This is a genomic window from Acetobacter okinawensis JCM 25146 (assembly GCF_000613865.1).
Classification (GTDB): Bacteria; Pseudomonadota; Alphaproteobacteria; order Acetobacterales; family Acetobacteraceae; genus Acetobacter; species Acetobacter okinawensis.
The window spans coordinates 1-18691 of the sequence record NZ_BAJU01000005.1 but is presented as its reverse complement, the minus strand read 5'-3'; the positions used below and the strand labels follow the sequence as shown (position 1 = coordinate 18691).

The following is an 18691-nucleotide window of genomic DNA, read 5'->3' as shown; positions in this document are numbered from 1 at the left end:
TGATATTCACGACTGGCGCCGTTCCCGCAAGCGGGACCATGTTTCCAGCCTGTGTTTAACCTCCCGTTCGTAGCCTCTACCTGTTGGATTATAAAAGGTCTGGCGGCGCATACCATCGGGGAAATAATTCTGCCCCGAGAAGCCTTCCTCCGCATCGTGGTCGTATTCATACCCCTTGCCGTAGCCAATATCCTGCATCAGCCTGGTGGGGGCGTTGAGAATATGCGCGGGGGGAATAAGGCTGCCCGTCGCCTTGGCCGCACGCCGCGCTGCGCCATACGCCTTATAAGCCGCATTGGATTTGGGGGCAGTGGCAAGGTGCACCACAAGCTGGGCCAGAGCCAGTTCACCCTCGGGGGAGCCCAGCCGCTCGTACGTCTCCCACGCAGCCACGGCCAGCGGGAGCGCGTTAGGGTCGGCCATCCCCACATCCTCGGTTGCAAACCGGGTCAGCCTGCGGGCCAGATAACGCGGGTCCTCCCCACCTTCGAGCATACGGGCAAACCAGTACAGGGCTGCATCAGGGTCCGACCCGCGGAGTGATTTGTGCAGGGCGGAAATAAGGTTGTAATGCTCCTCGCGGTCCCGGTCATACAGAATGGCCCTTTTGGCCAGCAACCGGGCCAGCGCCTGCGCATCCAGCGGTTTTGTGTTCTTCAGGCTCAGCACCTGCTCCACCATATTCAGCAGGTAGCGACCATCCCCATCCGCCATGGCGCGCAGGGTGGCGCGGCCGTCCTCCGTAAGGGGCAGGGGGTGGCCTGTCTCCTCCTCCGCGCGCACAAGCAGGGCCTCAAGCGCTGGGTCATCCAGCCGGTTCAGCACCATGACCTGACAGCGTGAGAGCAAAGCCGAGTTGAGTGCAAAGGAGGGGTTTTCTGTCGTGGCTCCCACCAGCACAACGGTGCCATCCTCCACCACGGGCAGAAAACCGTCCTGCTGCGCGCGGTTGAAGCGGTGGATCTCATCCACAAACAAAAGCGTGCCAATCCCGCCCTGAGCGAGCTTGCGCGCCGCATCGAACGCTTTTTTAAGGTCCGCAACACCCGAAAACACGGCCGAAATCTGCATGAACCGCAACCCAGCCGCCTGTGCCAGCAGGCGGGCAATGGTGGTCTTGCCGACCCCCGGCCCACCCCACAGGATCAGGCTGGGCAGAGTGCCGCGCTCAAGCATAAGGGTCAGTGTGCCCTCCGGCCCCAGCAGGTGCCCCTGCCCCACCACATCAGCCAGACAGGCCGGGCGCAGGCGGTCCGCCAGCGGCTGGGTCGGGGTGGGTCTGCCACCGGCACGCGCGGGAGTATCCTCCTGCGGTGGCGGTGCAGCGCCAAACAGGTCCTCCCCCGTCATACTCTTCTGTGCCGTGTGGTCATGGCGTTCATCCCCCCACTATCCCCCAATCCATCATGCTGGCCTTTATATCGCCATGCGGCCCCTGTTTTTCCAGTGGGTCTGTTTGCAGCAGACTCGGCCACGCCTGCACCCAAACGTCAGTCTTCCGGCTGAGCAGGTAGGTCAAACAGGCTTGCGGGAATGTCTGCTCCCGGATGCACGTCCGACAGGGTCACGCGGGTCTCGCGCCCCTGTGCGTCCACCACGCTCCATGACCGCAGGGCCAGCGGGTTTTCATAAAAAACCAGCGTCAGGCTGCCATCCCCCGGCTGGGCGGTCCGCACCAGCTTGACCGCAACCAGCCCGCCTTCGTGGCGGAACGCAGTCACGACCACCCCATCGGACAGGCTGACATGCTGGGCCAGCAGCAGCCCAAGCGGTGTGCGGTCCATGGGAATGACCGAAGTCTGGTCCAGCTGATTATCGCGGAACACGACCTTGCCCTGACTGGCAACCAACAGCAGAGGCGATGGCGGGTCATAAGCAAGGCGCATCTGTCCGGGGCGCTTCATCCAGACCGTGCCGGTTGTGCGTTTGCCCTCGGCATCTATCTGCTGAATATGCGCCTCAAACGTGAGCGAACGGTTGAGTGCCTGCTCGATTTTGGCCACCCATGCCCGATCGGAGGTGGAAAGACGTGCAGGTACAACAGCAGATGCCGCAAGGCCCTGCCCCTCTGCCCCACCCGCATCCTGTGCATGGGCAACCCCTGCAAACAGGGCCAGACTGGCGCACAACGGCGCAACCGCGCGGAAAATAGTCTTCATGATCGTGGCATCTCACCTTGACTGCCAGCCCTTGGTGCCAGCAAAAAACGCAACAACATCAAACAGCCAGCAACCCAAGTGCAAGCGCCAGCGCAATAGTCAGCCCGATTTCGCGGTTGGCCCGGAACTGCGCAAGACACAAAGCCGGTTTGGCCGGGTTAACCGCCACCACCTGCCGCCAGAACAAAATAGCGGGCAGCAACAGAGCGGGCCAGAACAGCACACCAGCCCCGACCAGCAGGCCAGCACCTGCCAGCAGCACAACCGTCAGCCCGTAACACACTCCTATAAAGGAGCGTGCCCGCCCTGCCATAAGGCGCGATGTGGATTTAACGCCTATCCGCGCGTCATCTTCCATGTCCTGAAAGCCGTAGATCGTATCAAACCCAAGCTGCCAGACAATCGTGGCAGCATAAAGGGCAGCCTGCGCCCATGCCAGTTGCCCTGCCGCAGCCGCATACCCCATGGGAGCACCAAAACCGAAGGTAAACCCCATGACAAGCTGCGGCCACCACGTAAACCGTTTGGCCAGCGGGTAAAGACCCACAAGCACCAGAGAAGACACACCCAGCACCCACGACAGGGCATTAAGCTGCACCAGCACGCCCAGCCCCATGGCCAACAGCAGGAGCAAAAAGCCCGCAGCCTGCCCCATGCTCAACGCCCCGGAGGCCAGTGGCCGCCCCGCCGTGCGCGCGACCTGGCGGTCAATATCACGGTCCCACATGTCATTCACAACACAGCCAGCAGAGCGCATGACCAGACTACCAATGCCAAACAGGGCAATCAGGCGCAGCCGCTCCATGGGAGCAACCCCCTGTGGCAACAGAATACCCCACATGCCGGGGAGCCACAAAAGCCACGTCCCCACAGGCCGGTCCAGCCGCGCCAGCAATGCATAGCCTTGCAGGGAAGGAGGAAGGCGGGCGATCCATCCCGTAACCCGGATGTCGGTATGGCTGGGGGAAGCAGACACGATTCTGATAAAGCCTCTGGTCAGGGACAACACACACCATGGTGCGCAGCCCCCTATGCCACAAACCGGCGCGCGCCATAACCTCCCCACCACGCCTGCCTTTGCAAAACCGGGTGTTTCGTGCGTAAACCGGGCCTGTTCTTCCGTTACGTGAGCAGATGCAGGATAAATGACCGGCATGAATGGCCTCTCCCGCCTCCCCCGCCTGTATGTGGACCCAGCCCTTGTGCCGGTGCCAAATGCAGGTGCAACCTGCCCGATCCCGCCCGAGCAGGCCCGCTACCTTGGCACCGTCCTGCGCAGGAAAGCAGGCGATCAGGTGCGCGTCTTCCACGCAGGTATGGGCGAGTGGCTGGCCAGCATTGCCGACATTCGCAAAGACCGGGGCAGTCTGGCCCTTGAGCGCCAGATCCGCCCGCCCCAGCCCTGCCCGCCGCTGCAACTGGCCTTTGCCCTGCTCAAGCGCGATGCTACTGATCTGGTCATCCGCATGGGTACGGAGCTGGGGGTCAGCACGTTTCTCCCTCTTGTGAGCGAGCGCACCAACACGCACCGCGTCAACCCCGAACGGCTGCACGCCATAGCGGTGGAAGCCGCCGAACAATGCGAGCGGCTGGACATACCCACCATAGCCCCGGTGCAGACCCTGCCCACCCTGCTGGGGCAGTGGCCGCAGAGCAGCACCCTGTTTGCCGCCATTGAGCGGCTGGGCGAGCGCACGGCGGAACCCACCCACACGCCCCCGCAGGTACGCGCAGGCGACGGACTCCTGATCGGGCCGGAAGGTGGGCTGAGTGAGGCCGAATGCCAGACCCTGCTCCAGCGCCCCTTTGTTGCCCCGTTTTCCCTTGGTTCGCTGGTGTTGCGGGCCGATACAGCCGTGGTGGCGGGGCTGGCCCTGCTGGGCAATGGCTTGCGCTCTGCCACCGTTTCATCACAATAAGGCAATTGCTCCTGTCTTGCCCCACGACCGCAAGGCTGTTTTTTGGGATACAGAAAACCTCATGTCCAACCCCGGCGCCTCAGACACAACGCCCATCCATTCCATTGCACAGCTTGTCGACGTGCTGGCACAGGGCTGCAAACCGCGTGATGCGTGGCGCATAGGCACAGAACACGAAAAATTCGGCTTTATCCGCCCCGAAGCCATAGCGGGCGACAACGCCCCGCAGGCAGGTGGCGCGGCCTACGCCACCCCGCCCTATGCCCCACAGGGCATTGAAACCCTGCTCCGTAACCTCCATAAATCCGAACCCGATGACTGGACCTCCGTGCTGGATGAGGGGAACATCATCGGGCTTAAAGGTCAGGGGGAAGCAGCCGGGGCCGCCATATCGCTCGAACCTGCAGGGCAGTTCGAACTCTCGGGCGCACCGCTGCGCACCCTGCATGACACGGCGGAAGAGCTGAGCAACCATTTTGATTCCGTACGCCCGCTGGCGCGCAAACTCGGGCTAGGCTTTGCCCCTCTGGGCTTCCACCCCACCGCCACCCGTGCCGCACAGCCATGGATGCCCAAAACCCGCTACGGCATTATGCGTGACTACATGCCCAAAGTTGGCACCATGGGGCTGGACATGATGCAGCGCACCTGTACCGTGCAGGTCAATCTGGACTTCGGCTCCGAGCAGGACATGGTGCGCAAGATGCAGGTCTCCATGGCGCTGCAACCTGTAGCCACGGCCCTGTTTGCCAACTCCCCCTTTGTGGAGGGCAAACCCAATAACTTCCTCTCCAACCGCGCACGGGTCTGGACCGATACGGACAACGCCCGCTCCGGCATGCCGCCCTGCGTGTTTGAAAAGGACTTTGGCTTTGAACGCTACGTGGAGTGGGCGCTGGACGTTCCCATGTACTTCATCATGCGTGAAGGCCGGATGCGTAATGTAGCGGGCCGCTCCTTCCGCGCATGGATGAACGGGGAACGTCAGGACGGGCTGGAGGACGTAACCCCCACGCTGGGCGATTTTGAGGACCACCTGACAACCGCCTTCCCCGATGTGCGGCTCAAGCAGTTCCTGGAAATGCGCGGGGCCGATGCCGGATCACCCGAAATGATGATGGCCCTGCCCGCCCTGTGGACCGGCCTGCTGTATGATGATGCAGCCCTTGAGGCCGCATGGGAACTGGTGCGCGCCCACCCGTGGGAAGACTACGTCAAACTGCGCGAGCTTGTCCCCATGATGGGGCTGGACACACCATGGGGGGAAGGCACGGTGCGCGATCTGGCGGCCCATATGCTCTCCATCTCCATGGACGGCCTGCAAAACCGCGATATGGTGGACGAGCAGAGTCAGACGAGCGAATGGGTATACCTTGCCCCCCTGACCGCCCTTGCCGCAGGTGCGCCCACACAGGCCGAACACTGGCTGGAGCGCTATTACGGCCCGTGGATGGGCGATGCCTCGCGCATTTTCCTTGAAAGCGAAATCTGATTACAGCACGGACAAAAGGCGCTGCTCCAGCCTTACGGACTGGACAGACGCCCTAAGCCGCTCGCGCGCAACCCTGCGCGCCGCCTGCCCCATACCTGCACGCACCCCCGTGTGCAGCACATGGGCAAGGGCATCGGCCAGTGCCTGCGCATTCCCCGCAGGCACCACCATGCCCCCACCATCCAGCATGGCGTCATCCAGCCCGGCCTCCGCCGAAGCCACAACTGGCACACCGCACATCAAAGCCTCCGCCGCCACACTGGGCAACCCTTCCTGGTCGCCCCCTGCTGCGCGCACGCTCGGCACAACAAGGGCTATGGCATGCTCAAGCTGCTGACGTAGCTGCGCGGCTGCCAGCCAGCCGGTAAAACGGACATGCTCCAAACCCTCCGCAGACTGCTCCATGGCCGCACGCATGGGCCATCCCCCGCCAGAACCACCTGTGGGGTCAGCCCCTGTGCCGCCAGAAGACGCAGGGCGTCCAGCAGAACGGGCAGACCTTTTTTTTCCACAAACCGCCCGGCAAACACCAGCCGGTCGAATGGTCCACGCGCTGGGGGCACATCTTCCGTACCAATGTTGAGCACGTCCAGCTTATGGTCTGGCACACCACGCTCAGCCAGCTTATCCCGCACCCCATCAGAGACACAAATAAACACGGAGCTATACGCCACCAGCGCCTGCCACCGGCGCTGAAAAATGGGGGGAGGAAAACTACTGGTGTAATGCCGCTCCTTAAAAGCGTCCCCACCATGGAACGTTACAACCAGCGGCAACCCCAGTTGCTGGGCAATGGGGAGCGCCAAAGCGCCACCCCGGCCAAACTGGGCATGCACCACAACAGGTGCCAGATCAGCCACGGCAGACCCTGCGCCCCACCCCATCTGCCGGAACACCAGCCGCTGCAACCCACCCAGCACATGCCCCTCACCAATAATACGCATGGTGCTGGTCAGATCAGCCGGAGGGTTGTCGCGGTGACAGCCAACCCAGAAGGGTTTGAGACGGCTGAAGGCCATATACTGCCTGCGCATGAACGCATGCTCGGAAGCAGGCAAAATCCTGTCACGGTAAACAAGGCATGTTTTCATCCTTGATTACTCCAGCACACTATGCCGCCCGCCCCACCAGCAGGCGGCTGGCACTCAGCAGTGCTGCAAACAGGGCAACACACCCCGCCACCAACAGGCACTCACGGTTAGCGCCACTGGCCCAGAAGGTAAAAAAGGCGGCCACACCCATGGCCCCCACCGTCTGCCCGGCCTGACGGGCCACCTGTACCATGCCACTGGCCCCACCAGCCCTGTGCAGGGGGGCGGCAACCATCATCGCTCTGTTGTTGGGGGGCTGAAAACACCCAAACCCCCACCCAGCAAGAGCGGTACGCCATGCAATATCCCACAATGCAGGGTGGGCTGGCAGCTGCCAAAGCAGAAAAAAGCCCGAAGCCGTCAGCCCCAGCCCAATGGAAGACAGAACCCCGGCCGAAATCCGGTCCGCCACCCGGCGGATAACCGGGGCGGAAAGGATAATGCCAATAGGCCACGGCGTAATGAGCAGCCCGGTCTGGGCCGAGCTAAGGCCCAATGCGTCATGCAAGGTAAAGGGCATGGACACGATGTAGAAATTGGAAGCAACAAAACCGCAGAACCCGGTCAGGAACGCCACCGCAAAATCGGGCCGCCGCAAAAGGTCCACCGGCATAATGGGCTGCGCCAGATGCGCCTCACGCCGCACCAGCCACGCGCCCGCCATAAGCCCACAGGCCAGCAGGAGCAGTGCGCTCACCCAGTTCTGGGCATGGGCCAGACCATCCCCACCCATAACGCAGGCTCCAAAAGCCACCACGCACAGCACGCTGCCTGTTATGTCGGGCATATGGGCAGCACGGGGCGTGTTAGGCAGGGCATAAAACGCCATGCCAAGTGCGACCGCCCCCAAAGGCAGATTGATCCAGAACAGCCACGGCCATGAGGCAAAGGTAAGAATACCCGCAGCAGCCGTTGGCCCAAGTGCTACGCCTAACGCCACGACCAGACCATTCAGCGCCATGCCGCGCCCGATTTCCGCCTGCGGGTAGATAAACCGCACCAGAGCGATGTTCACACTCATGATGCAGGCGCCACCAATGCCCTGCAACACCCGCGCTCCAGCAAGCACGGGCAGGCTGGTAGCCGTGGCACACAGGAGTGATGCCACCATAAAGAGCAGAATCCCCGCCCGGCACAGCCGCGCAAACCCTACCCGGCTCCCAAGGGCCGCCAGTGGCAGCAGCGAAACCAGACTGGCCATCTGATACGCATTGACAATCCATATGGACGAGGAGGACGAGGCCCTGAGGTCACGCGCAATGTCGGGCAGGGCCACATTGGCAATGGCGTAGTCCAGCAGCGCCAGAAAAACCGAGAGCGATACCGCCAGCATGGCCCAGTTTCTGGCCGGGCCATGCAGACCATTGGGCTGGGCTGGCTGGCGGGTCGGGGGCTGTGGCTGCGGGGGCGTCATGCTCGGCTCTGGCTCCTTGTTGGGGCGCCATACTGCCTGCGGCAGACCTGCCAGCCCATGACAAAGCCGCAGCAGACGCCCTTTTGTGCAAATCCTGACCTGTTGGGGTCAGGTGTTCGCATACGGGTTTTTGGTGCCACGCGTTTGCAGGCGAATGGGCACGCCCGGCAGGTCAAACGCCTCACGCAGGCCATTGACCAGATACCGCTTGTAGTCATCAGGCATCTGCTCGGCACGTGTGCCAAACACCACAAAGGTTGGTGGGCGGGACTTGACCTGCGTCATGTAACGCAGCTTGAGCCGCCTGCCATCGACCAGAGGCGGCTGGTGGCGTTCAAGCATTTCCTCAAACCAGCGGTTCAGCGCGCCGGTGGGGACACGGGCGTTCCACACGGTCCATGCTTCCCGCACGGCGGGGAGCAGCTTTTGCACGGCAGAGCCGGTCAGAGCCGAGAAAGTGACAACCGGCACACCCCGCATCTGGGCAAGCGAGATGCTCAACCTGTCCAGAATGGCCTTGCGCGTGGCTGTGCGGTCTTCCACCGCGTCCCACTTGTTCAGCGCGAGTACGCAGGCACGCCCTTCACGCTCGATCAGGCGCGCAATCTGGAGGTCCTGCTCATGCACACCCAGTGTTGCATCCAGCACCAGCACGGCGACTTCCGCCATTTTGAGCGCCTCGATCGAAGCGGAGACCGACATTTTTTCCAGAGCTTCGTCAATACGAGCCTTTTTGCGCAGGCCAGCCGTATCAACAATTTCAAACGTATCGTCCCCGTCATGGAGCGTTACGGCAATGGAATCGCGCGTAAGGCCGGGCTCGGGGCCGGTAATCATACGTTCTTCACCCAAAAGGGTGTTCAGCAGCGTGGACTTGCCCGCGTTGGGGCGACCGACAATGGCAACCTTGAGCGGACCGGTCGGGCGGACTTCCTCCTCATCCGTCAGTTCCGGTTCGGGGGCCCATTCGTCCTCCTCTTCCTCGGGACCGAGCTTGTCGGCAGGCAGACGCTCGGCAATTTCCCACATCAGGTCGGTCACGCCATCACCATGCTCGGCGGACAGGCCGAGCGGGTCCCCCAGACCAAGCCTGTAAGCCTCCAGCGCAGCAGCAGTGCCCTGCCGCCCCTCCGCCTTGTTGGCAATCAGCAGCACAGGGCGGTTCTGGCGGCGGACCCACTGGGCAAAATGCTCATCCGTTGGGGTCACACCGGCACGTGCATCAATACAGAACAGGATAAGGTCGGCTTCCTGCACCGCACTTTCGGAGGAAGCGCGCATGCGGCCAAACAGACTGTCGGGGGCGGCTTCTTCCAGCCCTGCCGTGTCAATCAGCCGGATGTGGCGACCACGCACAAGGGCAACCCCCTCCTTGCGGTCACGGGTTACACCGGGCGTATCGGCCACCAGTGCCTGCCTACGCCCGACCAGACGGTTGAACAGGGTGGATTTACCCACATTCGGGCGACCGGCAATAACAACAACCGGAAGGTCCCCCGTTGGTATGGGCGGGAGGGGGCGCATGGACTTGCGACGTTCAACCATAGGAGATCAGGTTTCCGTCATTTGTTACGATAAGCATCTGGTTGTCCACAACAATGGGAGGCACGAAGGAGACCGCCTCCATGGCATCAATAGAAATAATTGCGCCGGTCTGCGGGTTGATACGCACCATCGTTTTCTGGCAGGGTGCTCAGGCACACAATCTGGCCAGCCGCCATAATGGGCCCGAACCATGTGACAATGTCCTTGCTTTCCTTGATCTTGCGGAAGCGGCGGAGCTGGGTAATCCAGCGCACATGGCCCGAAAGACGGTCAATACAGGCGACCTGCTGGTCGAGGGAGACAATATACAGCCAATCCCCCACACACAGGATGCTGTCCTGACTGGCAACGGAGCGCTCCCACACACGGCGGCCGGTACGGATATCCACCGCGGCCAGCACCTGCGCCATGCTGATGGCATAGACCACGCTTCCCACAATAACTGGCAGGCCGCGTACGCAGTTCAGGTTAAGGGTGCTGGCCTGTGCGCCAACATTGCCGAGCATTTCGCTCCACACGACCTCACCACTTTCGGCACGGAAGGCAATCAGGTCCCCCCCACCAAAGCCTGCCACCACAACACCGTTGGCATAGGCGGGCGCCGCCTGACCAAACACCGTGGTTTCAGCCGCAGTGGCCGCATATGTCCATATCTGGCGGCCAGTCGCCGCATCGAGCGCAAAGAACCGCTCATCAATGGTGCCAAAATAGACGCGGCCTTCAGCAATGGTCGGGGCGGAGCGGCCGGGGGTGCCCACATCGGTCCGCCATTTGACCTTGCCTGTTGCGGCATAAACGGCAATGGCCTGCGAAATGCCATCCACAATATACAGCACGTCCCCATCCACCCCGATGCCGCCGCCGGTGTTGCTGGAGTGGGATTTTTTTGGCCGGGGGTTAAAGGTCCATACATGCCGCATGGCAGGCCACGTAAAGGCCCGCACCACGCCCTGTGCGTCCAGCACAAACAGTCGCCCGTTATGCACGACAGGCACGCAGGCCAGCATACCCCGCCCAAGCGAGCCAAGGGCCGCCCATGCCATAAGGTCAGGCTCGGAAATACCAGCGCCAATGCTGTGCTTCCAGCGCCGTTTAAGCCCGCCCCACGCGTAGTTGCTCCCTGTATGGGCAGGCACCCGGCCACTGATCGGCCATTCGGAGACCGTAATCGGGGCAGGCAGGGTTATGAGCGTATGGTCTTCCTTGTCCACCATAAGCCCCGCGCCCGAAGACAGCACATCGGTACGATGCCCGGCCAGAAGGGGTTTTTTGTCGTCGTCATCACCGCAGGCGGCCAGCGTGGGGGCCAGAGCGGCACCGGCCAGCAGGCTCCTGCGGGTCATGCCGGACAGGGGGGCGGCGCCAGTATGTGTGTTGCTGCTCATGGTTTTATCCTGCTGACGGATCAAGCGCCTGCATCATGCCCTGCGCCCTGTTGCGTACCCCTGCGGGTGTTTCGGCCGAGTCCACAAGAGCAGACAGTTTTTTGCGGGCTTCGTCCGCATGCCCTTCACGCACGTCCAGCACAGCCAGTGCCTCCTGCGCAAGGCCGTTCCATGCTCCACCCTGCCCGCTCAGCAGGGACAGGCGTGAACGCAGGGTGGGAATATCACCCGTATCAAGCTGGTGCTGGCACCACAGCAAAGTGGCAATGTGCCGCAAGGCGGGGTCTGCTGCGGGGTCATCCTGCACGGCATTCCACGCTGCCAGAGCGGCTTTTGCATCGCCCCGCGCAGCCTGCACCGCAGCTTCTTGCATACGGGCCAGTGTGGCAACACCCCGATCACCCGAGGCAACCAGAGCCTGTAAAGAATCCAGACCACTCAGCGCCTTGCCTGTCAGGGGGACCGTGGCACCCCCGACCTGATCTGGCAGATGGTCGGTCTGGCGCAACGCGGCCAAATATGTGCCTGTTGCTACCTGATCCTGAGCCTTGTGCCGCGCCAGTTGCCATGACCACAGGCCCGCGCCAGCCACAACGACCACCACAGCCGCAACGGCCACACCGGCATAACGCCGGGCCACCGCACGCATGCGTTCAGCCTTGAGCTCTTCGTCAACTTCCCGGTAAATATCCTCTGCCACGATCCGGCCCGTTCCTGTTCCTGCCAATGCATGCCTGTCCGTTATTATGGCATATCTGCCCCAGCCGGACGCATCATACAAGGCGCAGCGTGTCTGTTGCGTGCCTGTTATACCGCCTTGCGGGCCAACAGGCAGCACTCAAAGCCCCAAAATACGATTTAATGGGCTGCTTTTTGCAGCTTTGCCCCCCCGGCCTTAAGCGCGGTTGTCAACTGCGTAAAATTGGCACCAATACGCTGCTGCACGGCTGTGCTGCCTTCATGAATATACGCAATTTTTTCCCGCGCTTCATTGCTGATCGCGGTTTCATCCTTCAGGGCAGTTTTGGACACGCAGGCATTGTAGGTGCGGGCCGCTTTTTCGTACGCGCTGACCTTGTCCACGCTGGCATTATATTTTTCCACGCTGGACACATCAACTGCCGGGGCTGTGGGCTCCGTACCGCAGGATGCCGGCAGCCAGGACCGCTCCGCCGCGTGGGCAGGCGCACACACAACCACAGCTAACAGCCCCCCGATGGAAGCCAGCAAAAAACCTTTCCGCACCATTGCCAAAATACCCTTACTGCCTGAACAGCGAACCAAGGTGCCGCCCCGCTCCATGCGTCCATGCGCCTTGCACCGCAACGGCTCATCTTCTGGCATACGCGGCGCAAAAGTCCATATCTGCCTCGCTTGGAAAAGACACAAAGAGACAGTATAGCCTGTGGGCATGCGCATTCTTTTCATTACGGCTACACGTCTGGGGGATGCGGTAATCTCCACCGGCATTCTCAACACCCTGATCCAGCAATGGCCCGATGCGCGCATAACCGTTGCCTGCGGGCCGGTTGCCGCCGGGCTGTTCAGCCATATGCCCGGACTCGAGCGTGTTCTGGTCATGCGCAAGCGCCCTTATGACCTGCACTGGCTGGACCTGTGGAAAGCCTGCGTGCCCACCCGATGGGACATGACCGTGGACCTGCGCGGCTCGGTCATCAGTTTTGTCCTGCGCTCGGGGCGGCGGTTTGTCATGCGTGGCGGACGCAGGCCCGGCCGCCGGGTTGGCCATCTGGGTGCACTGCTTGGCCTGTCCCCCGCTCCGCACCCTACGGTCTGGCTGAATGACGCGGACAGGCTTACCGCAGAACAGACCATTCCAGCCCCCTCCCCCGGCGCTCCGGTCATAGCCCTTGGCCCTACGGCCAACTGGCACGGCAAGGTCTGGCCTACAGAGAATTACCTGCCGCTGTGGCAACGGATAACCGCAGACTACCCCAACGCCAGAGCAGCGATATTCTATGGTCCTGGCACGCAGGAGGCCGAACTGGCCCAGCCCGTGCTCCATGCTCTGCCCGATGCCGTGGATGCCGGGGGCCGATTTAGCCTGACCCAGACCGCCGCCATGCTGGCAAGCTGCGCACTCTATATTGGCAATGATTCCGGGCTGATGCATCTGGCTGCCGCAGCAGGCACCCCCACGCTGGGGCTGTTTGGCCCGTCCCGCGCATCGGAATATGCACCCACAGGGGCGCTGACACGTTGGGTAGAGGCACCGGGGCCGGAAGGCCAGGCCCCCATTGCCGGACTAAGCGTTGAATGCGTGGCCAATGCGGCGCTCGCACTCCTGCGCCAGACACAGGCGTGAACACGGACCCTCTGGCCCCCATGCACACTCCGGTCTAGGGTTTGCCATTATGGCCTGTTCGTGCAGCCAGCGCCGCGCTCACAAGGAAAACCATACTATGTCCATGCCAGCCCCATCCCATATCACCCGGCTAGACGGCCGGACCATCATCAAACTTTCCGGCGCGGACCGCGTAAAGTTCCTTCAGGGACTGGTCACGGCGGATATTGCCAGCGTACAGCCCGGTCAGGCGGTATGGGCTGCATGCCTGACCCCACAGGGCCGCTGGCAGGCAGATTTTTTTGCCATTCCCGACCCCGATGACACCTGCCTGCTACTGGACTGCGCGACCGAGCAGGCCGAAGCCCTGCGGACGCAGCTCATGCGCTTCAGGCTGCGTTCGGATGTGCAGATGGAACTGACCGCGCTCTCCACCTATGCCGCATGGGGCAACAGGCCAGACGCCGCAGTGCTTGAAAACGCCATATGCGTTGCAGACCCCAGACTACCCAATGCCGGATGGCGGTTGATAGACCCGCCCCCCGGCACCGAGCAGAATGCAACCGAACTCGACTATGACCTGCACAGGCTGGCCCTTGGCCTGCCCGACGGTGTGCAGGACTGCGAGCCCGGCCGCACACTGGCCGCAGAGGCCAACATGGACCTGCTCGGTGGCATTGCATGGAAAAAGGGATGTTACATGGGGCAGGAAGTCACGGCCCGCATGCACTACCGCACCCTGCTCAAACGCCGCCTTGTGCCCATTGCCAGCACGGCACCACTCCCCGCGCCCGGCACGCCCATTCTGCACGGCACGCAGGAGGTTGGCCTCCTGCGCTCCTCGCGCGATCATATCGGGCTGGCGCTGCTCAAGGTGGACATGGCAGACAAAACCCTGACATGCCTTGGCCATAACGTGGTTGCCCGCCCACCCGCGTGGCTGCTACCTGCCCTTGGCACCCCACCAGAACCCACCACCACACCGGACTGAACAATGACCTACACCGCCCCCGACGCCGCAACGCTTGATGCCATGCTCAGCACGGTCAAATACGACGCCTCCGGCCTGATTGCCGCCATTGCCCAGCAGCACGACACGGGCGAAGTGCTGATGATTGCATGGATGAACGCCGAGGCCCTGCGGGAAACACTGGAAAACGGGCGTGTCTGTTACTATTCACGCAGCCGCAAAAAACTCTGGCGCAAGGGCGAAACATCCGGCCAGATCCAGCACCTGAAGGAAGCCCGGCTGGATTGCGATGCCGATGCCGTTCTGCTGCTGGTCGAGCAGATTGGCGTTGCCTGCCACACCGGTCGCAGGAGCTGTTTTTACCGCGCCTTTACCCCCACCGGCCTTGTTGAACTGACAAAGCCCGAAATTGACCCCGCCAAACTCTATCACACCCGCGGCTAGGGAGCGGGCCGAACGCTCCCCTGCGCTGCCAGCAGGTCCAGCACGGCACTGGCCGCAGCATCTGCTGGCAAAACACCCCCCGGCCCTTCCAGCCCATGCAGGACCGAAGCAAAGGCCGTGCGCTGGGCCTGTGCTGCTGCGGGGTTATCAAACAGTCTGCGCACTTCACGCGCCAGCACGTCTGGTGCGCAGTTTTCTTGCAATAATTCAGGAACAACCTTGCGCCCGGCCAGCAGGTTGACCATGGCCACATAAGGCACACGGATAAGCCTGCGCGCCATAAACGCCGTAATCGGATTAACCCTGTAGGTCACGGCCATGGGTACGCCCGCCAGCGCCAGCTCCAGCGTGGAGGTGCCCGACTTGGTCAAGGCAGCCCCCGCTGCGGCAAACGCATCGTGCTTGTCCTGCACATCGGTCACAATAACCGGGCGAACAGGCCAGTCCTGTACCGCCCGCTCCACAGTAGCCGCCACCACGGGGGAGACAGGCACAACCGGCACCACATCGGGCATACTGGCGCGCAGCAGGGCCAGCATACGCCCGAACACCGGCAGCAGTCGCGGCACCTCCGAGCGGCGGCTGCCGGGCATAAGCACCAGCACACGAGCACCCTCCGCCACCCCGTGGCACGCCCTGAACCGGGCTGCATCCCCCTCCTGCGCACCGGATTGCAGGACCGGGTGGCCCACAAAGCGGGTTTTTAGCCCATGTGCGCCAAAAAACTTTTCCTCAAACGGCAGCAGGCACAGCAGTTCATCCCACAGTCCGGGGAATTTGCGCACACGCTTCTGCCGCCATGCCCAGACCTGCGGCGCCACATAATGCACCCGCAAAACCCCCATGCCCGCAATCCGCCGTAACAGGCGCAGGGCAAAACCGGGGCTGTCTATGGTTATGACCAGATCGGGCTTGTGGGCTGCAATATCCTCCACCGCCTGATCGAGCCTGCGTGCAAGCTGGCGCACACGCGGTAGAATTTCCACCAGTCCCATGACCGCAAGGTCACGCATGGGAAAGAGGCTCTCAAACCCCACCTCCACCATGCGCGGGCCACCCACCCCCGCAAAGCGGATATGCGGGTTACGCGCACGCAGGGCAAGCATAAGACGCGCGCCCAGCACGTCTCCACTCGCCTCTCCGGCCAGTATCCATATCAGGGGGGATGAGGGAGAAAGACCAACCATAATCCGTGCACCTAGAACACAACGCCCGCACCACCATTCCGGCCAAGGAAGGGATGCGCAACCCGTGATGCGAAAAGAAAAACCTTTCCGCCCATAAAAAGTCCGGTTTATGCGTGGAGCACCAGACCCTTAACCCCATCATACAGGATATTGTCCGCCTCGTGAGTGTTCAGCAGTATATGCGTGAGTGGACGGAACAGCCCGTCCGCAACGTTCTGGCCGGCATGGTCGGCACCTTTGCCCTTATTCCCGAAGTCATTGCTTTTTCCTACGCTGCGGGAGTCGCACCAGAAGTGGGGCTTTTTGCCTCGTTTGTCATCAGCATTGCCATTGCCATAACCGGGGGCAGGCCGGGCATGATCTCGGGGGCGGCGGGTTCGGTTGCACTGGTTGCGGCAGATCTGGTGCATGGGCACGGGTTGCAATACCTGCTGCTGGCTACCCTGCTGGCGGGGGCTTTTCAGGTCCTGTTTGGCCTGCTGCGGCTCCAGAGCATGATGCGCTTTGTCTCGCGCGAGGTGGAGACGGGGTTTGTCAACGCGCTGGCTATCCTGATTTTTTCTGCCCAGATTCCACAGATGCTGCACGTCACATGGCACACCTACGCCCTGATCGCCCTTGGGCTGGCTATTGTCTACCTGCTGCCACGCCTGACCACGGCCATTCCCTCCCCCCTGATCTGCATTGTGGTGCTGACGGGGGTCAGCTTGGCCATACCCATGCCCATCCATGTTGTGGCTGACCTTGGCGCACTGCCCACCGGCCTGCCAAGCCTGAGCCTGCCCCACCTCCCCCTGACATGGAACACCCTGCAGATTGTACTGCCTTACGCTTTCGCCATGGCCATGGTCGGCCTGCTGGAATCACTCATGACCGCAGCAGTTGTGGATGAGCTGACAGACACCCACTCCAACAAGCGCATGGAGTGCACGGGGCTTGGCATTTCCAACATTCTTGTCGGCCTGTTTGGCGGCATGGCAGGCTGCGGCATGATCGGCCAGACCGTTGGCAACCTGCGCTATGGCGGGCGTGGGCGGCTGTCCACCTTTACGGCTGGGGCCTTTCTGCTGTTGCTTTTGGTGGTCCTGCACCGCTTTGTGGCACAGGTACCTGTGGCAGCCCTTGTGGCTATTATGATTATGGTTTCCATCAGCACGTTCTCTTGGTCCTCCGTGCGCGAGGTCGTGCGCCACCCCAAGCTGGCCTCCACGGTCATGCTGGCAACCGTTGTTGTGGTGGTGCTCACGCATGATCTGGCGGCAGGTGTGGCCTGTGGCGTGCTGCTCAACGGGCTGTTCTTCTCGTTTCAGGTCATGGCGCTGGTGCAGGTCAGCACGCAGGACGCACCCGATGGCACCACCCGCACCTATGGCGTGCATGGCCAGCTCTTTTTTGCCTCAACCAGTGTGCTGACAGATAGCGTGGATTTTCAGGCCCCGGCCACACACGTGGTGATTGATCTGGCCGACGCCCATCTGTGGGACATCAGCGCGGCCAGCACTCTTGAAAAAACCGTGACACGGCTTGAAAAACGCCGAAAAACCGTCAGCATCATCAATGCAGATGCCCGCGCGGCAAAACTGCTGGCAACGCTTGACCACCCCGGCCTGCTGGCCTGAGCGGGCAAGGCCTGCAAAAAAAAACGGTCTTAACCTTGCCATAGCATCGGGCATTCTATTCATTACGTTGCAAAAACAGATTAGGAGATTCCGGAACCATGAGCACAGCAAAGACAATCGGTTTTATCGGTTTTGGTGCAATGGCCAGCCGCATGGCCATTAACCTGAAAAAAGCCGGATTTGCGACCGTAGCCTACACACCATCCGGCAAAGGAGGGGACGAACATACCGCCTTTTTACCCAGCCCTGCGGATGTAGCCAAAACGGCAGATATTGTTCTTGTCTGCGTTCCGGATGACGCGGCCCTGTCCGCCAGCATGTATGGACCACAGGGCGCACTTGCTGGCATGCCAGAAGGTGGACTGCTGCTGAATACAAGCTCCATCTCCCCCGAAGCCGCACAAACGCTGCTTGATGCGGGTGAAAAGCAGAAGATCAGCGTTGTGGACTGTCCCGTATCAGGCAGCACACCCGAGGCAGACAGCGCCAATCTGGTTGTGCTCGCAGGCGGTAGTGAGGAAGAGATGGCCCGCGCCAAACCCGTGTTTGACGCCATTGGCCGCCTGACCATCCATGCCGGTCCCGCAGGCTCTGGCGCGCGGCTCAAGCTGGTGATCAACGGCATTATGGGGGCTGGGCTGGCTGCTGTGGCCGAGGGCATTGCCTATGGGCTGGCCGCAGAGCTGGACCGCTCCATGCTGTTTGACGCACTGGACGAAATGGCCGTGATCTCCCCCCACCACAAGCGCAAAATCAAAATGGCCAAAGCGGGTGATTTTTCGCCCCAGTTCCCCACCCGGCTGATGCAAAAGGATATGCGCCTGCTTATGGATGCCTGTGCGCGTCTGGCAGTCCCCACCCCCACCATGGCGGCCGTCACACAACAGCTCTCCCTGACCCGCCGCGCCGCAGCAGATGCCGATTATTCAGCCCTGATCGGGTGATGGAAAACATTGTCGCCAATGATCCGTAAGGGCTGGCCCTTCGTACGGTTCAGCCCCGCTCAAAGGCGCGCAGGGCCATCAGCCCGTGGCACATGACCCTTGCCCTGTCGCCGAGCCCTCTGGGTTGGGCGGCCTGTGTGCTCCCACGCAGCAGGTCCCGCCGCGCCAGTACAGCAGGCAGGGCTGCAAGCCGCTGGGCTGGGGCAGCCCTGACCAG

General features: G+C 62.0%; 16 protein-coding genes and 2 pseudogenes. 7 read left to right on the top strand and 11 right to left on the bottom strand.

The window, feature by feature from the left end; genetic code table 11:
* Positions 1 to 6: 6 nt before the first annotated feature.
* The 3 genes from JCM25146_RS03975 to ubiA form a co-directional block, all read right to left on the bottom strand.
* Positions 7 to 1350, bottom strand: a complete 1344-nt coding sequence (locus JCM25146_RS03975) for a replication-associated recombination protein A (RefSeq protein ID WP_025826054.1) — start codon at positions 1348 to 1350, stop codon at positions 7 to 9.
* Positions 1351 to 1490: 140 nt separating this feature from the next.
* On the bottom strand, positions 1491 to 2159 hold the full coding sequence (locus JCM25146_RS03970) for a LolA family protein (protein WP_025826053.1): 669 nt from the start codon (positions 2157 to 2159) through the stop codon (positions 1491 to 1493).
* A 58-nt stretch (positions 2160 to 2217) separates the two neighbouring features.
* Entirely contained in the window at positions 2218 to 3135 is a 918-nt protein-coding gene (gene ubiA / locus JCM25146_RS03965) for a 4-hydroxybenzoate octaprenyltransferase (RefSeq protein ID WP_025826051.1), read from the bottom strand.
* Positions 3136 to 3304: 169 nt separating this feature from the next.
* Between ubiA and JCM25146_RS03960 the strand changes: the two genes are divergently transcribed.
* Positions 3305 to 4078, top strand: a complete 774-nt coding sequence (locus JCM25146_RS03960; RefSeq protein ID WP_408734904.1) for a 16S rRNA (uracil(1498)-N(3))-methyltransferase — start codon at positions 3305 to 3307, stop codon at positions 4076 to 4078.
* Between the two features lie 61 nt (positions 4079 to 4139).
* Positions 4140 to 5570: a glutamate--cysteine ligase gene (locus JCM25146_RS03955; RefSeq protein ID WP_025826047.1), complete on the top strand. Its 1431-nt coding sequence runs from the start codon at positions 4140 to 4142 to the stop codon at positions 5568 to 5570.
* On the opposite strand, the gene JCM25146_RS23385 is transcribed toward JCM25146_RS03955, so the two are convergent.
* The 7 genes and pseudogenes from JCM25146_RS23385 to JCM25146_RS03925 form a co-directional block, all read right to left on the bottom strand.
* Positions 5571 to 5954 (bottom strand): glycosyltransferase, encoded by a 384-nt coding sequence (locus JCM25146_RS23385; RefSeq protein ID WP_242400907.1) that lies wholly within the window; start codon positions 5952 to 5954, stop codon positions 5571 to 5573.
* Positions 5885 to 6661 (bottom strand): glycosyltransferase, encoded by a 777-nt coding sequence (locus tag JCM25146_RS17040; protein ID WP_242400906.1) that lies wholly within the window; start codon positions 6659 to 6661, stop codon positions 5885 to 5887. The genes JCM25146_RS23385 and JCM25146_RS17040 overlap by 70 nt, the downstream gene beginning before the upstream one ends.
* A 19-nt stretch (positions 6662 to 6680) precedes the next feature.
* The gene (locus JCM25146_RS03945; RefSeq protein WP_025826045.1) at positions 6681 to 8075 is read right to left on the bottom strand and encodes an MFS transporter; all 1395 of its coding nucleotides are present in this window, start codon (positions 8073 to 8075) and stop codon (positions 6681 to 6683) included.
* A gap of 108 nt (positions 8076 to 8183) precedes the next feature.
* Positions 8184 to 9620, bottom strand: a complete 1437-nt coding sequence (der, locus tag JCM25146_RS03940; protein WP_051544001.1) for a ribosome biogenesis GTPase Der — start codon at positions 9618 to 9620, stop codon at positions 8184 to 8186.
* Positions 9613 to 11005: pseudogene (locus tag JCM25146_RS17035) on the bottom strand (PQQ-binding-like beta-propeller repeat protein). Before JCM25146_RS17035 ends, der begins: the two are co-directional and overlap by 8 nt.
* 4 nt (positions 11006 to 11009) lie before the next feature.
* On the bottom strand, positions 11010 to 11705 hold the full coding sequence (locus JCM25146_RS03930) for a tetratricopeptide repeat protein (RefSeq protein ID WP_025826041.1): 696 nt from the start codon (positions 11703 to 11705) through the stop codon (positions 11010 to 11012).
* 158 nt (positions 11706 to 11863) lie between these two features.
* A complete protein-coding gene (locus JCM25146_RS03925) occupies positions 11864 to 12253 on the bottom strand; it encodes a hypothetical protein (RefSeq protein ID WP_025826039.1) in 390 nt (129 codons plus the stop codon).
* A gap of 163 nt (positions 12254 to 12416) precedes the next feature.
* Here JCM25146_RS03925 and JCM25146_RS03920 point away from each other — a divergent pair, with 163 nt between their 5' ends.
* The 3 genes from JCM25146_RS03920 (at position 12417) to hisI (ending at position 14724) form a co-directional block, all read left to right on the top strand.
* The gene (locus JCM25146_RS03920; protein WP_025826037.1) at positions 12417 to 13331 is read left to right on the top strand and encodes a glycosyltransferase family 9 protein; all 915 of its coding nucleotides are present in this window, start codon (positions 12417 to 12419) and stop codon (positions 13329 to 13331) included.
* A 103-nt stretch (positions 13332 to 13434) separates the two neighbouring features.
* Complete coding sequence (gene ygfZ, locus JCM25146_RS03915; protein ID WP_025826035.1) at positions 13435 to 14301, top strand: CAF17-like 4Fe-4S cluster assembly/insertion protein YgfZ; 867 nt, start codon at positions 13435 to 13437, stop codon at positions 14299 to 14301.
* 3 nt (positions 14302 to 14304) lie between these two features.
* Positions 14305 to 14724: a phosphoribosyl-AMP cyclohydrolase gene (hisI, locus tag JCM25146_RS03910; protein WP_025826033.1), complete on the top strand. Its 420-nt coding sequence runs from the start codon at positions 14305 to 14307 to the stop codon at positions 14722 to 14724.
* Here the strand turns inward: hisI and lpxB are convergent.
* A complete protein-coding gene (gene lpxB, locus JCM25146_RS03905; protein ID WP_025826031.1) occupies positions 14721 to 15911 on the bottom strand; it encodes a lipid-A-disaccharide synthase in 1191 nt (396 codons plus the stop codon). The two genes, hisI and lpxB, sit on opposite strands and share 4 nt — an antisense overlap.
* Before the next feature lie 179 nt (positions 15912 to 16090).
* Between lpxB and JCM25146_RS03900 the strand changes: the two genes are divergently transcribed.
* Together JCM25146_RS03900 and JCM25146_RS17030 are read left to right on the top strand one after the other, a co-directional pair.
* Entirely contained in the window at positions 16091 to 17530 is a 1440-nt protein-coding gene (locus JCM25146_RS03900; RefSeq protein ID WP_408734906.1) for a SulP family inorganic anion transporter, read from the top strand.
* 98 nt (positions 17531 to 17628) lie between these two features.
* A pseudogene (locus JCM25146_RS17030) lies at positions 17629 to 18503 on the top strand (NAD(P)-dependent oxidoreductase).
* Positions 18504 to 18691 lie beyond the last annotated feature (188 nt).

Coding starts and splice junctions, on each gene's coding strand:
- JCM25146_RS03920 (WP_025826037.1), top strand. CDS start 12,417: ATGCGCATTCTTTTCATTACGGCTACACGTCTGGGGGATGCGGTAATC.
- JCM25146_RS03975 (WP_025826054.1), bottom strand. CDS start 1,350: ATGACGGGGGAGGACCTGTTTGGCGCTGCACCGCCACCGCAGGAGGAT.
- JCM25146_RS17040 (WP_242400906.1), bottom strand. CDS start 6,661: ATGAAAACATGCCTTGTTTACCGTGACAGGATTTTGCCTGCTTCCGAG.
- JCM25146_RS03970 (WP_025826053.1), bottom strand. CDS start 2,159: ATGAAGACTATTTTCCGCGCGGTTGCGCCGTTGTGCGCCAGTCTGGCC.
- ygfZ (WP_025826035.1), top strand. CDS start 13,435: ATGCCAGCCCCATCCCATATCACCCGGCTAGACGGCCGGACCATCATC.
- JCM25146_RS03945 (WP_025826045.1), bottom strand. CDS start 8,075: ATGACGCCCCCGCAGCCACAGCCCCCGACCCGCCAGCCAGCCCAGCCC.
- JCM25146_RS03955 (WP_025826047.1), top strand. CDS start 4,140: ATGTCCAACCCCGGCGCCTCAGACACAACGCCCATCCATTCCATTGCA.
- JCM25146_RS03960 (WP_408734904.1), top strand. CDS start 3,305: ATGACCGGCATGAATGGCCTCTCCCGCCTCCCCCGCCTGTATGTGGAC.
- der (WP_051544001.1), bottom strand. CDS start 9,620: ATGGTTGAACGTCGCAAGTCCATGCGCCCCCTCCCGCCCATACCAACG.
- JCM25146_RS03925 (WP_025826039.1), bottom strand. CDS start 12,253: ATGGTGCGGAAAGGTTTTTTGCTGGCTTCCATCGGGGGGCTGTTAGCT.
- lpxB (WP_025826031.1), bottom strand. CDS start 15,911: ATGGTTGGTCTTTCTCCCTCATCCCCCCTGATATGGATACTGGCCGGA.
- JCM25146_RS03900 (WP_408734906.1), top strand. CDS start 16,091: ATGCGTGAGTGGACGGAACAGCCCGTCCGCAACGTTCTGGCCGGCATG.
- hisI (WP_025826033.1), top strand. CDS start 14,305: ATGACCTACACCGCCCCCGACGCCGCAACGCTTGATGCCATGCTCAGC.